The sequence below is a fragment of the Flavobacterium sp. MMS24-S5 genome, assembly GCF_050320125.1.
GTDB classification, from domain to species: Bacteria; Bacteroidota; Bacteroidia; order Flavobacteriales; family Flavobacteriaceae; genus Flavobacterium; species Flavobacterium tyrosinilyticum.
In genome coordinates, this window is the sequence record NZ_CP190016.1 from 4121949 (window position 1) to 4137397 (window position 15449).

The following is a 15449-nucleotide window of genomic DNA, read 5'->3' on the forward strand; positions in this document are numbered from 1 at the left end:
AAATAATGAATCATGTATAAGAAGTTTACAGACGAAGAACTTGTCGAATTATTAAAATCGGGCAAGGATAAAGCTTTTGATGAACTTTATTTTAGATATCGAGATCTGTTAGTTCGATTTGTATATCTCCGAATGAAATCGATTGCCATTTCAGAAGAAATTGTGCAGGAAGTTTTTACCACTATTTGGGAAAGACGCAAAACAATTGTGATCCAAAAAAGTTTTGCGGCCTACATCTACACTTCGGTTCGTTACATGACTTTAGATTACATCAAATCGCACGAAGTTACCGACCAATACATTCAGGAAGTTTTAGATAAAAATACCGTTTCGCAAACCAGTTATAATGCGATCGAGGATTCTATTTATTATGACGAGTTGAAAAAAGCGGTTGATGAAGCGGCATCGTTACTTCCTAAAAAATCAAAAGAGGTTTTCATTCTTAGCCGCGTAAAACATTACACCAATAAAGAAATCGCCGAAGAATTAAACGTCTCAATCGAAACCGTAAAATACCATATTACATATTCGCTGAAATTCATGCGCACTTATTTGGGCGAATTCAATTAAAAGCAAACTTCAGATTAAGAACTCAGCTTTTTTCTTAACAGAAGCGTAACCTTTTGCGCCTACCTAAAATTACAATTCCCAAGACATACTATTAAAGACATAAAGAAATTATAATGCCTGAAAATTCAAATAACGAAATCAAAAATTTTTTAGAAGGAAAGTATTCTCCAAAAGGACAAGAAATGTGGAATAAATGGTACGATCGGACAGATGATTTTTTTGATAATATGGAAATGGTTCAATCAGACCGTTCCAAACTTAAAAAGGAATTAAGACAAATAAAAAATGCTCATAAAGTTATTGCCCTTCCATACAAAAACTGGGCTATTGCGGCTTCATTGGTTTTCTTAATCGGATTATCGGTGTTTTTTTATCAAACATCAAATGCAGTTGAAAGTAAACAATTTGCCGTAAAACTAGGAGAGCATGCTAAAATAGAATTAAGTGACGGAACACAAATCTGGTTAAATGCAGGAAGTGTACTTAAATATCCAAAAGAATTTAAAGGAGATACCAGAGAAGTGTATTTAAGTGGAGAAGCTTTTTTTGATGTAGCCAAAGACAAAAAGCATCCGTTTATCATTCATACCAATAAAATGGATACCAAAGTTCTCGGAACCAGTTTTAATGTTCAAGCGTATCCAGATCAAACGACACAAGAAGTTTCGGTTGCTACAGGAAGAGTAAACGTGAAATCGACTGTTACAGAAGAAAATGTGTATGTAACTCCAGGTCAGAAAGTGGTTTTTAAATCTCAAGACAATAAGCTTCAGGCTTTTAAAGATATTCCGGTAAATGCCATTTCGTTATGGCGAAAAAATATTATGGTTTTTGAAGAAACTCCTTTGCCAGAAGTTGTGGCCACAATTAATCGCAATTACAATGTTTCAATTGAAGTCAAAAACAAGAATTTAAACGCTTTAAAGATTAGCGCCTATTTTAAAGAACTGCCTGCCGATCAGGTAATTGGATTGGTGTGCAATATAATCAATGCCCAATACAAAATGGACTCAGGGGTTTACAAAATCGAATAATTCTTTAAACAATAAAAATAAAACTACGTAGCAAACTAATAAACAAAACAATTACACTAAATCTAAAAACTATGAATGAAAAACAAATGCGGTATGCCGCAAAATGGCAGAGCATAAGGACAATAGGAGCAAAATTATTCCTGTTTATGACTTTGTTTTTTGCTGCACTAACAGTAAAAGCCGGGAATGTTGACATTAACAAAAGAGTGACTTTAAAAGTTGACAATGAGAGTATAAAAAATATATTTCAAAAAATTGAGAATCAGGTTGATGTGCATTTTATGTACGAAAGCAGCCAAGTAAATGCCAATCAGAAATTAAGTTTAAAACTGAATAATGTAACGCTAGAACAAGCGTTGGATAAAATTTGCGGTAATGTGCTTAGATATGAGATTGTTAGCAACAATGTCGTAATCAAGAAAAATCAGAAAGTTGCTTCGGCAGATCAAAACAAAATTATTGTTTCGGGAACTGTTATAGCAGGAGACGATAATATGCCTTTGCCAGGTGTCGGGATTAAAGACAAAGGTTCGGATGCCGCAACAGCAACAGATTTTGATGGAACTTTTAAATTGGAAGTAAACGCCTCTGAAGCAACGCTTATTTTTTCTTATGTTGGATATGTAACGCAAGAACTAAAAGTTACGGGTACGCAAACCATTAATGTAAAATTGGCTGCCGATGTAAAACAGCTTCAAGAAGTTGTGGTAATGGGTTACGGTAGCGTGAAAAAAAATGAAGTTTTAGGAGCTGTTGGTTCTGTTTCTATGAAAGAAACTTCAAGCAGAACGTACAACAACGCTGCCGAATTATTGCAAGGAACAGTTGCCGGAGTTACGGTAATTAATGATGGTGGAGATCCGACTGCATCGCCAACAATCAACATTCGTGGTATTGGATCTTTGAATGCTGAAACGCCTCTAATTGTTTTGGACGGAATTATTTACAGCGGTTCTTTAAATACCATAAATCCAAATGATATTGCATCGATAAACGTTTTAAAAGATGCGGCTTCTGCAGCAATTTACGGTGCGAGAGCTTCTGGTGGGGTAATTTTAATTACTTCTAAAAAAGGAGTTTCAGATAAAATTAATGTAAATGTAAACTACCAAGGAGGTTTTCAGAATGTAGCCAAAAAACTAGAGGTTTTAAACGCTGCAGAATATGCTGATGCTATGAATCTTGCAAGAGATAACGCAGGTTTGCCTAGAATTCCTGCTTTCGATCCTGCATTTGAACCAACTGCAAGAACAACAAAAACAAACTGGATGGATGAAATTTTCCGTACAGGAGAAATTCAAGATCTATCGCTTTCGGTAAACGGAAAAACAGAAAAATCTAATTTCTTTCTTTCTGGAAGTTATAGAAAAAATGAAGGTATTTTGTTGAATACGTATGGAGAGCGTTATACAGTAAGAGCAAATTCTTCTTTTAAATTGGCTGATAATTTCACAATTGGAGAAAATATTTCGTACTCCTTAACTGATGGTCAGACGGCTAATACGTCAAGTTCATATACAGGAGCAATTCAAGCAGCGATTTTATATCCGCCAAACGCAACGATTTATAGAGAAGATGGTTCAGGCCAATTTGGTGGTGTTCCAGAAAAATATATTGGTTCTTACGGAGACGTTATCAATCCGGTAGCGTATTTGAAAAGATTAGACAATAAAAATCCAATTTCTACCATTTTGATCAATCCGTATGCAGAATGGGAAATTGTTCCAGGGTTAAAAGTAAAATCGAACTGGGGTTATACTAGAATTCAAGATAATGCATCAGACTTTACAGTAAAAGTTACAGAGCCGGGGAAAATCTTCGATTTCAACAGATTGACGCTGAAAAATATAACAACTACAGATTTATTGAGCGAGCAGACTATTTCTTATGAGAAATCTTTTGGAAAACACAATTTGAAAGCTTTGGCTGGATATACGTATCAAGAAACTAAAAGAGATTTTTATACCGTTGAAGGAACTGGTTTTGATAACGAAGATCCATCGCAGCGCTATTTATTGAATGCAAAATTGATTCAGCAGACAGCAGCAGGAAGATCAGATGAAATTATTTCTTCTTATGTGGGAAGAATCAATTACGATTTCAATCAGAAATATTTAATCTCTGGAATTGTTCGTCGTGACGGAACTTCAAAATTATTAGAAAATAACCGATGGAAAGTGTATCCTTCTGTTTCTGCAGGTTGGTTAATTTCTGAAGAAAATTTCATGAAAGGTATTGAGCCAATCATCAGCAATTTAAAACTTCGTGCAAGTTGGGGACAAATTGGAAACTTAGGAAACCTTGGGCCATACCAATTTAGTGTGCCTTTGGTACAAACTCAAGCTTTAATTGGAGCTGTACCATCAATCAATTACGGTTATGCTGAAAGCGAATTATCAAATCCGAATTTAAAATGGGAAAGCTCTGAGCAGACTAATATTGGTTTAGATTTTACCATGCTAAATAATAGTTTAGTAGGATCTGTTGATGCTTATGTGAAAAAAAATAAAGACATGTTGGTTCGTGACCAATTACCAGGAGTTTCGGGAACGCCACAAGGAAGAATCGTTAACTCGGGAGATGTTGAAAACAAAGGAATCGAGGTGAGTTTAACCTATCAAAAAACTCGCGGAGAATTTAAATTTGATGTTACGGCAAATGCTGGATTCTTAAGCAATAGAATTGTTTCTATCAAAGACGATTTAAATTCATTAGAACCACTTGGTTTAAGCAGAGTTCGTAGTTTGCCGTTAGCCAATATTTACCAAGTTGGAAGTCCAGTTGGAGCTTTCTACGGATATGCTACCGATGGATTATTCCAAAGCAATGATGAGGTAAAAGCTTTCGTAAATAAAGATGGCGTAATGTATCAGCCAAATGCAGTTGCTGGAGATATTAAATTTAAAGATGAAAATGGAGATGGTGTAATCAACAATAGTGATAGAGTAGTTTTAGGAAGCCCTTTCCCAAAAACAACGTATAGTTTGAATGCCAATTTCAGATATAAAGGATTCGATATGAATGTCTTTTTCAGCGGAGCTGCAGGAAATAGTGTTTTCAATGCGGTAAAACATACTGGTTTAAATGCTTCTTTCCCAGGTTACAATTTATTGTCTGAATCAAAAGAGGCTTGGTCGCCAACAAACACCAATACTAATGTTCCTGTTCTTTCCTCAACAGATAACAATAACAACTTCGGACGTATTTCTGATTTATACATTGAAGACGCTTCTTTCTTAAGACTGAAAAACGTTTCGATTGGGTATACAATTAAAGAAAGCTGGCTGAACGGAAAAGCAAAATTGAGATTCTTTATTTCTGGACAAAACTTATTTACAATCACGAAATATTCTGGAATGGATCCTGAAGTTGGTCTTAAAAACTTCGGAATGGATTTAGGACGTTATCCGCTTTCTCGTATTTACATGACAGGTGTTAACGCAACTTTTTAAAAAATAAAAAACAATTAAAATGAAAAAAATAAGTCTTTTATTATTGAGTTTCGTGCTTTTGGTAAGCACTTCGGCTTGCGAAAGCGAACTTGATGTTGTGCCACAAGGAGCTCCGTCAAGCGGAAATTTCTGGAAAACGCCAGCAGATGCAAAAGCGGGAGTAAATGCAATTTATGCTTTATATTCTGATGATAATATGTACGGTCGTGGTTTCTTTTGGTTAAATAATGCCAGCGATGATATTGGAACAAAACCAAGACAAAATGCAGAAAGAATCAAAAATTTTATTGTAGACGGATCAGAATCGGATACTAAGGATATTTGGAGAATTCACTACGAAATTATGAAACGTTGCAACGATGTGATTCGCAATATTCCAAAGATTGCATTGGACGAAAGTACAAAAAACGGAATGTTGGGAGAAGCTTATTTTAACCATGCTGTAATGCATTTAGAATTAGCGTACCACTATGGAGACGATCGTGCCGGAATTCCAATTCAAGATAGAGAAGATCCAACAAATGTTTTTGTGCCTCGTGCTAAAAATGTAGCCGAAAATTACGCTTACATTGAAGCAGATTTAATCAAAGCGGCAGATTTGCTACCGTATTTTGATCAGCTTACGCCAGACAATTACGGACGCGCTCACAAAACTGCGGCTTGGGCTTATTTGGTTCGTACGTATTTGTATGCAAAAGATTGGGACAACGCCATCAAATATGCAAACATGATCGTGGCTAGCGGAAAGCACAAATTATTGGACAATTTTGAAGATGTCTTTAAAATCAGTAACAACTGGTCTTCAGAATATATTTGGTCGGTAACTTCAAGTGCAGAAAATACTTCTTTGGGTTCTATTTTTCCTGGAGTTTGTTTAGAAGATAAAGGTTGGGGAGTTTACAACGGATGGGGAAATTTTTATCCGACAAAAGAATTATTCGATACTTACGCTGCCAACGATAAAAGACGCAGCGCTACGATTTTACAAAAAGGAGACAAATTTGTTTATTTCGGAGAAACAGTAACTTTTAACGAAGGCAATCACGTAGTAAGTTCAAGCAACAGAACAGGTTATCAGTTTAAAAAATATATGGAGCCGTTCAGTTATCCAAAAACAACTTCGGGCGGAGTAGATATTCGTTACGTAAATGCAAACGGAGACAAACCTTCAACAGCTTTAAATGTGCCTCTTTTACGTTATGCAGATGTCATTTTGATGTTAGCGGAAGCGAAATTAATGAAAGGGCAAAACGCAGATACAGAAATCAATATGATTCGTCACCGCGCAGGTCTTACAGATATTGCTGGTGCGACAATGGTAGATTTAAAAAGAGAAAGAAGATGCGAGTTGGCAGGAGAATGGACAGATCGCCATTTCGATTTAGTGCGTTGGGGAGATGCAAAAGAAACATACGCAAAACCATTGCACCATTACAATGGAAGCGTAATTTATCCTGCTCGTAATTTCAATCCAGCGATTCATCACGTTTGGCCAATTCCGCCAGATGAAATCGCAGTAAGTAAAGGAGCTTTGACTCAAAACCAAGGCTGGTAATACGTTAATTTCATTGTGTTTTTTTAGTTTTTTATACTGCAGTCTTAGTCAGGAGACTGCAGTTGTAAAAAAAACAGTAAAGTTTGTCATTTCGAGGAATGACAAGATTACTTTTTACTATGTGCATTTAAACAAGTGAAACGCCTTTACACATGAAGAAAAGCTATGTTTCTATGTGTTAAAAATAAATTACAAAAAAACATTTCTAATAAAGTTACCTACAGCTTTAAAAGAATATAAATCATTTTCGATGAAAAAAATAATCACCCTTTTTTGCCTTCAATTTTGCCTATTCGCGCAAGCGCAAGAATACAGTTCGTCTAACATTCATTCGCATAACGATTACGAAAGTAAGTTGCCATTCTACGGAGCTTATTCTAACGAAACGGGTGTTATAGAAGCCGATGTTTTTTTAGTAAATAACGAATTATTTGTGGCACACACTTCCAAAGAAATTGCTTTTCACAATACACTTAAAAGCATGTATTTGGAACCGCTTTCTAACAAATTAAAAACATTGGAAGGAAAAGCGTATCCAAGCAATAAGCCTTTGATTTTAATGATTGATATTAAGTCAGATGCCGATTCAACTTTGAAAGCAATTACACAGCAACTAAACACTTTTCCAGATATCATTTCGAATAAAAACATAAAAGTGGTTATTTCTGGAAACAGACCTTTGCCATCGCTTTGGGCAACGTATCCAGATTTTATTTATTTTGATGGAAGATTGAATGAAAATTATACTCCAGATCAATTGGCGAGAGTTGAAATGATTAGCGAAGATTTGCATGAAATCACAGTTTGGAACGGAAAAGGTGTTTTGACGCAGCCAGATGCCGAAAAAATTCAGGCAATTATTAAAAAAGTTCATGATCAAAAGAAAAAAGTAAGATTCTGGGCTACACAAGATAACGTGAACACGTATATGACTTTGATGAATTTAAAAGTTGATTTCATCGGAACGGATAAAGTAGCCGAACTGACTCAGTTTATTAATAGTATCAAAACGACATTTTATCAGAATACAGAATTTCATCAAGCTTATGTTCCTAAAAATGTTTTCAAGAATAAGCACCCAAAAAATGTGATTCTTTTAATTGGAGACGGAATGGGATTAACGCAAATTTATTCTGGATACACAGCCAATAAAGGGCAATTGAGTTTATTTAACATTCCTACGCAAGGATTCTCGATCACAAAAGCTTCAGATAGTTATATCACAGATTCTGCCGCAGGAGCAACGGCAATGGCAACGGGACATAAAACCAATAACCGTTTTATAAGTGTCGATGAACAAGGAAAACCGCTTCAGACGATTGCAGAACAACTGGCAAAGAAAAACTATAAAATAGGAATTATTTCTGCTGGAAATATTACAGATGCAACTCCAGCGGCGTTTTATGCGCATCAGCCAGAAAGAAGTTTAAGTGAACCAATTGCAAACGATTTTCTTTCGAATCCGTCAGATATTTTAATTGGAGGAGGACAGAAAGAATTTATTTCTAGAAAAGATGGCAAAGATTTGTCTAAAACTTTAATCGAAAAAGGATACACTTTCTCAGATAAATTCTCGAGTTTAGATACGATTAAAAACAGCAAATTTGTTGTTTTAGAAGACGCAGCAGCGGTAGTTTCTATAAAAAATGGAAGAGGAGATTTTCTAACGAAATCTTTAGCGAAAGCAACCAACACTTTTTCAAAAACAAAGAATCCGTTTTTTATTATGGCCGAAGGCGCTCAAATTGATTATGGCGGACACCAGAATAATGTCGAATATGTTGTGAGAGAAATGCTTGATTTTGACAAATTGGTTGGCCAAGCAATGGAATTTGTAGATAAAAATCCAGAAACATTATTAATCGTAACCGCAGATCACGAAACTGGAGGATTGTCATTAATTGATGGAAGTATTGAAAAAGGATATGTTCATGGAAGTTTCAGCACGAACGATCATACTGCGATTCCTGTTCCTGTTTTTGCCTACGGACAAGGATCTGAGAAATTCATGGGAGTTTATCAGAATACAGCAATTTACGACAAGATTATGGAATTGATTGAAAAGAAATAATTTCTTAAATAAATTCAAATGAAAGGAGCTTCTAAAAGGGAGCTCCTTTTTGCTTTTATCTAAAATATATAGCTTCACTGGAGCTTTTTTAATTTGTGTTTTAAATTTTATCTATAAATATTTCGCCCTTCCAGAGCTTGAAAATGTCTTTGTAAAGTCCCAGCGGGGTAAAAAATATAGTTTATCTACTTTTCACATTTCACATTTCACATTTCACATTCTGCATTTCACATTTTATTTATTTTCCTTTCAACAAATTAATGCTAACCGTTGCCGTATCGGCATCAGGAAATCTCTTAAAAATAGATTGATCTGGAAACAATCCGGCTTCTGCGGCAATGGCATTAAAAACATCAATTTCAACAATATATTGATCCGAAAAACCATGAGTTGCATCATAAGCTGTTGCTGGAGTTCGACCTAAATTATTAGCCGTAAGTTTCGGGTTTATAGTATGAAGTTCAATGAGCAGCAGACCAAATTTGCGTACGTAAGGTGACCACTTTTGCAAATGTTCCAAAAGATTATCTTCAACCAGATTATTGCTAATTCTTTTTCCTCTGTAAGCAAATGCCCCTGTTGAGGTACTGACTCTATTTTCGTTACTATGCTTCGGATCTTGCCAAATTCGATTATGATCTAGAAAAGTCCTCACATTTAAAAGATCTTTCAAATCAATATTATAGTTTTCTTTCAAATCATCTGCCAGTAAATCAGGACGTCCGATATCGCCCCAAATTACTTTTGCCCAAATGTCTGCATTGATAAGATTGGCTCTGGTGACTTTCAGTGCCGTCTGATTGTAATCAGCACCGACTAAAAATAACGGATATTCATCGAGTATTTTTCCGCGTAAAGTTTGCCTGTCGATTACTTCAAAAATATGCTGTAGAAAAGCGCCATTTCCGCATCCCATATCTAGAATTCCTTTAGGCTGTTCTTCGATCGGAAGATTAAAAAGTTTAATAAGAATTTCATCAACCACTTTAAAATAAGTATCGTGCGCGCCGCCGCTTCCCCAAACATTCATTTCTCGATCGACATGAATTTCGTTTTTGCCTTCTGCAGTTCTTAAAGCATCTGGATTGCCAAAAATTAATTCTTCAATTTTGGCAAATGTTGGAAGATAAGAAACTGTAACGCCATAGGCGCTGGCTCTTTTAGCAAAAAATAAACCGGCTTCGGTAAATTGATAATTTCCTTTTTTCTCCAGAAACCAGCCCAAATGCACAAAAAAGTCTAATATCTTTTTAAAATTTTCGGGTGATTTATGAAACTCTTCAGGTCTAAAAGAAGTTTCCATAAAATACTTGTGAAACATTCCGTTCATCGCCAATCGAACAATAGTCGGTCCGATGAGGTAACCTTCAATATGTTTTAAAATCTGTTCTTGAATGTTATTGGTCAAAGGGTCATTAGAAGACTCAATTCCGTATCTTTTTTTATATTTTTCAAAAATAGTATTGAGCTTTTCAAATGGCGTATCTTCAAACAAACGGGGATGAAAATGTATAGATAACTGAAGTAACTCGACAACATCTTCGTAGAGATGAAACAGCGAAAAAGCAGTTTCGGTTTTCTCATTTACAGAAATTGTAATCACTTGCGTTTTATTATCAATTTCATATTCTAAAAATCCTTGAGAAGCCAAAACTCGCAAACCCACATTCAGATATCCTTCGTTAGCATTAAAGGCAGTAGTAAGTTCAGCTATCGAGGTCTGTTTTTTATTTAATATAAATTCTAATACAGACTTATTTTTCAGTGCAACTGCTACAGGAGCAGTAACCAAGCCGTCAAGATGCCTGAAGATGGAACTTAAGAGTTGTGATTTATCGGTCATAATGCAAAAATGAAGTTAGTTAAAAATAGTGATTTTTTTCTTACGTAGGACATCTTGGTTTTAGTTGGCTGAGGTTTTGATTTTGTTTTTTCTGAAGAAGTGCTTTTTCATAATTTTAGATTTTTTGAGCTTTTTTTCGAAAAACGGTACTGAAAAATGATTACTAAATACCTCAAAACTGAATAAAATCTTTATAAAAATTGCAAAATCAACATTAAAAGTCAAAATGACAATAACTAATCAAAATGCTTTATTTGCTGAATATTTCGTTTTATTTTGTTGTTAAAAAAGAGATTTATTGAAAAAAAATTTTACTAAAACGTTTTTGTAAGTTTTGCTTACATATATTTGTGATGTACTAAAATATTCAACAATAAATTTTTTACTAGATGAAAAAGATTACAATTAGAGATATTGCTAAACAGGCAGAAGTTTCTATTTCTACTGTGTCTTTTGTTATCAATGGAAAAGGCGAAAAAATGGCTATTAGTCCGTCGGTGATTAAAAAAGTTCAGGACGTAGCACAAAAACTGCAGTATAAACCAAGCATGATTGCTAGCAGTCTGCGAACAGGAAAAACAAGATCAATCGGACTTATTGTAGAAGATATATCCAATCAGTTTTTTGCTGATTTGGCAAGAGTGATCGAAGACGAAGCAAAAAACATTAATTATAGAGTTTTTTATTGCAGCACAGGAGACGATAACAATCGTTCGGAAGAATTGGTGCAGAGTCTTTTACAGGCAAATGTTGAAGGCTTCATTATTACACCGACTCGAAATCTGGAAAAAACAATCAGTCAACTTTTAAAAATGCAAAAACCTGTGGTGCTAATCGACAGATATTTTGCCAATCAAAAAGTAAGTCACGTGGTAATGGACAATCACGAGGGAGCTTACTCGGCTACTAAATTTTTGATTGATAAAGGAAGAAAGAATATTGCTGTTGTAAATAACGAGTCTGGAATGATTCAGATGAAATTGCGAGAAAAAGGATATGTAGAAGCGTTAAAAGAAGAAGGAATCTATAACGAAAATTATACGCTTCATTTAGATTATCATGCAAACGAACAAAGCAGAGTAGAAGCCATTATAAATTTCTTTGCAAAAAATAAGGATATAGATGCTGTTCTTTTTTTAGCAAATTACCTCGGACTTGCGGGATTACAAGCTTTTAGATATTTAAAATATAAAATTCCAGATGATATTTCGGTGATCAGTTTTGATGATCACGACAGTTTCAAACTGCATACGCCCACCATATCTGTAATTGCTCAGCCCATAGAAGATATAGCGGTCAAGTCCATACAATTGCTAATGAGTCAGATGACCAACTTTGAAGACTATAAAATTGAAAAAATTCTTAAGAAAGGCTCTTTAATAATAAGAGAATCAGTTTAAAAATTTTTTAGCCATTTCACTAAAACGATTTAGTAAAAAACAAAAACAGCAAGACTTGCAAAGGCTTCTTGTTGTCATAATTGAAAGTAGAGTACCAATTTTTATTAATTATTTAAAAACAAACACGTAACAACAAAACACAAACGAAATCAAAACCAATAACCAAACAAAAAAGCTTATGAGACGAATATTAGCAGTGTTAGGAGTGATATTGCTTAGCAGTTTAAGTGCTGCCGCGCAAAATCGATTAATAACCGGCATAGTTACAGATGCAGAAAACAAGGGAGTTGTTGCTGCATCAATCGAAGTTCAAGGAAAACCATTTAGCGCCGTTACAGATGCTGAAGGGCGATTTAAAATGAATGTTCCAGAAGGTAAAATTACCCTTACTATTTCCTCTATAGGGTTTCAGTCAAAACAAGTTGTATTACAAGAAAAAGAAACGAGAGTTGCTGTTACACTTGCTGAAAATACTCAGGAATTAAAGGATGTTGTGGTAACTTCATTTGGAGTTAAAAAACAGAAGAAAAGTTTAGGTTACGCTGTAGGAGAACTAAAAGGCGATGATCTGACAAAAAATAAAGAAATCAATTTAGGAAATGCTTTGCAAGGTAAAATTGCCGGTGTAAACGTTTCGGCTCCAGTTACAGGGCCATCAGGTTCAAGCCGAGTGGTTATTCGTGGTGCGACTTCTGCATCAGGTTTAAACCAGCCTTTGTATGTGGTAGACGGAATCCCGATTGACAATACACAGCAAGGAAATGCGGGAATGTGGGGTGGAGCTGATAAAGGAGATGGTATGTCTTCTTTCAATCCAGATGATATTGCTTCGCTGTCTGTGCTTAAAGGTAGTGCCGCTTCTGCTCTTTACGGGTATAGAGGATCAAATGGTGTTATCTTAATTACAACTAAAAAAGGTAAAAACGGAACAGGAATAGGAGTAGATTTTAGTACCAATTCTTCTTTTAACACACCTGCAAGTCTTTTAAAATGGCAAGATCAATATGGTGCTGGTGCTCCAAATGCGAGTGGTGTGCCAACTAGATTTAACAATTTACAGGAACTTAGAGATTCATACTATTTTGCATGGGGAGATAAATATGATGGAACACCTTCATTATCACTTGATGGCAAGACAAGACCTTATCAAGCTTATGGAAAAGATAATGTGGAGAACTTCTACAGAACTGGATATTCTTTCAGTAATACTTTAGCAATTTCTGGCGGAAATGAATCAACAAACTTTAGATTATCTTTTGGAAATACTAAAGACGAATCTATTTTGCCAGAAACTACTTTTGGTAGAAACAATGTGGCTTTGAGTTTAAATTCGGCTCCAAATAAAAGAATCAGTATAGAAAGTAACGCTCAGTATATTTCGGAGAAAAGCCATAACCGCCCGTATTTAAATGATTCGCCGAGAAACCCATCTTTCCCAACAACTTTCATGACTCCGGGAACAGATATTAGATGGTTAAGCAATCCTTATGACACGAACGGCGGAGAGGAAGACTTTTTAGGAGCAAACGTATATCATACAAATCCTTATTTTGCTACCAAATCTCCTTTAAATGATGACCTTAGAAAGCGTTTTATCGGATCTGCAAAAGTAAATTATAACATTACAGATAAAATTTATGCTAAAGCTGTTATTGGTATTGACGATATTAATTATGAATATGCTGAAATTGAGCCTACTGGAATAAATTATAGTCCAGGAGGATCTATCGAAAACAGAATTGAAACGCGTTCTGAAGTAAATGCTTCTGGTTTTTTAGGCTATAAGGGAGATATTGCTAAAGACCTTTCTTTGGATGCTTTTATTGGGGCAAACCGTCAGCATAACAGATACAGCGGTATTAAGATGAAAGGAAATAACTTCATTGTTCCGTTCAAATATTTCTACGGAAATACACAGCCAGATAAGACTGAAAAATTATTCTCTGAAAGTGAAGTAAACTCTCTTTTCTATTCAGCAGATCTTGGATACAAAGACTACTTGTTTCTTAGCTTAACAGGTCGTGAAGACTGGTTCTCTACTTTAAATCCGTCAAATAATAGCACTTTTTATCCTTCTGTAAGTTCAAGTTTTATTTACTCAGAAGTTATCGGTCTTCCTGAATGGATTTCTTATGGTAAAATTAGAGCGGGTTGGGGTAACGTTGGAGGAGCTTTGCCAGAAGCTTATGCTTTAGCATTGACTTATACAACGCCAGACGGACAAACGGATTCGTTAGGACAGCCAATTTTAGGTGTAAATGGAGAAACAATTCCAAACAGAACTTTAAAACCTTACAACGTAAGCACAATTGAGTTTGGTTTTGAAAACACATTTTTCAACAACAGAGTAAGTACAGATTTGACTTTCTACAGCAAAAAAACAACGAATGATATTACAGATGCCGATGTTTCTCAAGCTTCAGGATATAGAACCACAAAAATCAATGTTGGAGAAATCTTAAATAAAGGGGTGGAGTTTGCTATTAATGTAAAAGCAATTAAGACTGAAAATTTCTCTTGGAACGTAGGTTATAATTTTGCTTATAACGATAGTGAAGTTTTAAATCTTTCTGATAAAATCACAACAAAAACATTAGAAGGAAATAGAGACGGAAGAGCTAATGTAGTTTTAGAAAAAGGACAGCCTTTTGGAGTTATTAAAGCATACGATTATTTAAGAGATGCCAATGGCAACATTGTATTAGATACAAATGGAAAATTCTTAAGAGGAAATTTAATTATTGCGGGACAAGGTGTTGCACCAACATCTATGGGACTTTCAAATGATTTTTCATATAAGAACTTTACACTTTCAGTTTTTGTTGATGCTAAATTTGGAGGAGAAATCTATTCAGCTACAAATCAGTTAGGAACACGTTATGGATTATCTGAAATTACGCTTCCTGGTCGTGAAGGTGGTGTAGCAGTAAGCGGAACAGATGTTAACGGAAATCCTGTAAACACGACAGTTTCGGCATACGATTACTGGAGAAGCTACAGTGATGTGACATCAAACTTTGTTTATGATGCTGATTTTGTTAAGCTTAGAGCAATTTCATTTGCTTATAATTTCCCAAAAGAATATTTAAAAAGAACACCATTTCAGTCTGTTAGTTTAGCATTCTCAGCTCATAATTTATGGACTATTTATGACAAAGTTCCAAACATCAATCCGGAGTCAAATTACTCAAACAGTAATGCGCAAGGTATGGAAAGAGCTTCTATGCCTTTGACAAGAAACTATGGTTTTGCACTTAATGTCAAATTCTAATTCTAAAAAAGATGAAAAATAGATATATCAAAATATTTTGTGTCGCAATTGTTGGTGCTTTGACATTGGCTTCATGCGATAAAGGATTCGAAGAAATGAATAAGAATCCGAACGCCTTAACAGATCCAGCTGTAAAATCAATGTTTACACTTGCAGAGATTTATGTAGACGGACAGGATTTCTCTAACACAAGAGGAAATAACTTATACGCAGCACAAATTGTACAGCAATTTTCTTCCCTTGGATGACCAGG

Annotated in this window: 9 protein-coding genes; 8 read left to right on the forward strand and 1 reads right to left on the reverse strand. The window is 35.1% G+C overall.

Annotation, left to right across the window (positions count from 1 at the left end; genetic code table 11):
- Positions 1–12: 12 nt before the first annotated feature.
- The 5 genes from ACPWTF_RS18955 (at position 13) to ACPWTF_RS18975 (ending at position 8682) form a co-directional block, all read left to right on the forward strand.
- Positions 13–570 (forward strand): RNA polymerase sigma-70 factor, encoded by a 558-nt coding sequence (locus tag ACPWTF_RS18955; protein WP_095931264.1) that lies wholly within the window; start codon positions 13–15, stop codon positions 568–570.
- Between the two features lie 113 nt (positions 571–683).
- The gene (locus tag ACPWTF_RS18960; RefSeq protein WP_427872515.1) at positions 684–1604 is read left to right on the forward strand and encodes a FecR family protein; all 921 of its coding nucleotides are present in this window, start codon (positions 684–686) and stop codon (positions 1602–1604) included.
- A 71-nt stretch (positions 1605–1675) separates the two neighbouring features.
- Positions 1676–5056 (forward strand): TonB-dependent receptor, encoded by a 3381-nt coding sequence (locus ACPWTF_RS18965; RefSeq protein WP_427872516.1) that lies wholly within the window; start codon positions 1676–1678, stop codon positions 5054–5056.
- 19 nt (positions 5057–5075) lie between these two features.
- Positions 5076–6611: a RagB/SusD family nutrient uptake outer membrane protein gene (locus ACPWTF_RS18970; protein ID WP_379797203.1), complete on the forward strand. Its 1536-nt coding sequence runs from the start codon at positions 5076–5078 to the stop codon at positions 6609–6611.
- 250 nt (positions 6612–6861) lie between these two features.
- Positions 6862–8682, forward strand: coding sequence for an alkaline phosphatase (locus ACPWTF_RS18975; protein WP_427872517.1), 1821 nt, complete (start codon positions 6862–6864; stop codon positions 8680–8682).
- A gap of 238 nt (positions 8683–8920) precedes the next feature.
- Here the strand turns inward: ACPWTF_RS18975 and ACPWTF_RS18980 are convergent, their stop codons facing one another.
- On the reverse strand, positions 8921–10525 hold the full coding sequence (locus ACPWTF_RS18980; RefSeq protein ID WP_427872518.1) for a class I SAM-dependent methyltransferase: 1605 nt from the start codon (positions 10523–10525) through the stop codon (positions 8921–8923).
- Positions 10526–10914: 389 nt separating this feature from the next.
- On the opposite strand from ACPWTF_RS18980, the gene ACPWTF_RS18985 reads away from it, so the two are divergent.
- The 3 genes from ACPWTF_RS18985 to ACPWTF_RS18995 all read left to right on the forward strand — a co-directional run bounded on the left by ACPWTF_RS18985 (position 10915) and on the right by ACPWTF_RS18995 (position 15444).
- Positions 10915–11925: a LacI family DNA-binding transcriptional regulator gene (locus ACPWTF_RS18985; protein WP_427872519.1), complete on the forward strand. Its 1011-nt coding sequence runs from the start codon at positions 10915–10917 to the stop codon at positions 11923–11925.
- Positions 11926–12103: 178 nt separating this feature from the next.
- Positions 12104–15196 carry a SusC/RagA family TonB-linked outer membrane protein gene (locus ACPWTF_RS18990; RefSeq protein ID WP_427872520.1) on the forward strand — a complete coding sequence of 1031 codons (3093 nt, stop codon included), beginning with the start codon at positions 12104–12106 and terminating at the stop codon, positions 15194–15196.
- Between the two features lie 11 nt (positions 15197–15207).
- Complete coding sequence (locus tag ACPWTF_RS18995) at positions 15208–15444, forward strand: hypothetical protein (RefSeq protein ID WP_427872521.1); 237 nt, start codon at positions 15208–15210, stop codon at positions 15442–15444.
- The last annotated feature ends 5 nt before the right edge of the window (positions 15445–15449 follow it).

Excerpts from the sequence above, each read along its gene's own strand:
- ACPWTF_RS18955 (WP_095931264.1), top strand. The coding sequence starts at position 13 with ATGTATAAGAAGTTTACAGACGAAGAACTTGTCGAATTATTAAAATCG.
- ACPWTF_RS18960 (WP_427872515.1), top strand. The coding sequence starts at position 684 with ATGCCTGAAAATTCAAATAACGAAATCAAAAATTTTTTAGAAGGAAAG.
- ACPWTF_RS18965 (WP_427872516.1), top strand. The coding sequence starts at position 1,676 with ATGAATGAAAAACAAATGCGGTATGCCGCAAAATGGCAGAGCATAAGG.
- ACPWTF_RS18970 (WP_379797203.1), top strand. The coding sequence starts at position 5,076 with ATGAAAAAAATAAGTCTTTTATTATTGAGTTTCGTGCTTTTGGTAAGC.
- ACPWTF_RS18975 (WP_427872517.1), top strand. The coding sequence starts at position 6,862 with ATGAAAAAAATAATCACCCTTTTTTGCCTTCAATTTTGCCTATTCGCG.
- ACPWTF_RS18980 (WP_427872518.1), bottom strand. The coding sequence starts at position 10,525 with ATGACCGATAAATCACAACTCTTAAGTTCCATCTTCAGGCATCTTGAC.
- ACPWTF_RS18985 (WP_427872519.1), top strand. The coding sequence starts at position 10,915 with ATGAAAAAGATTACAATTAGAGATATTGCTAAACAGGCAGAAGTTTCT.
- ACPWTF_RS18990 (WP_427872520.1), top strand. The coding sequence starts at position 12,104 with ATGAGACGAATATTAGCAGTGTTAGGAGTGATATTGCTTAGCAGTTTA.
- ACPWTF_RS18995 (WP_427872521.1), top strand. The coding sequence starts at position 15,208 with ATGAAAAATAGATATATCAAAATATTTTGTGTCGCAATTGTTGGTGCT.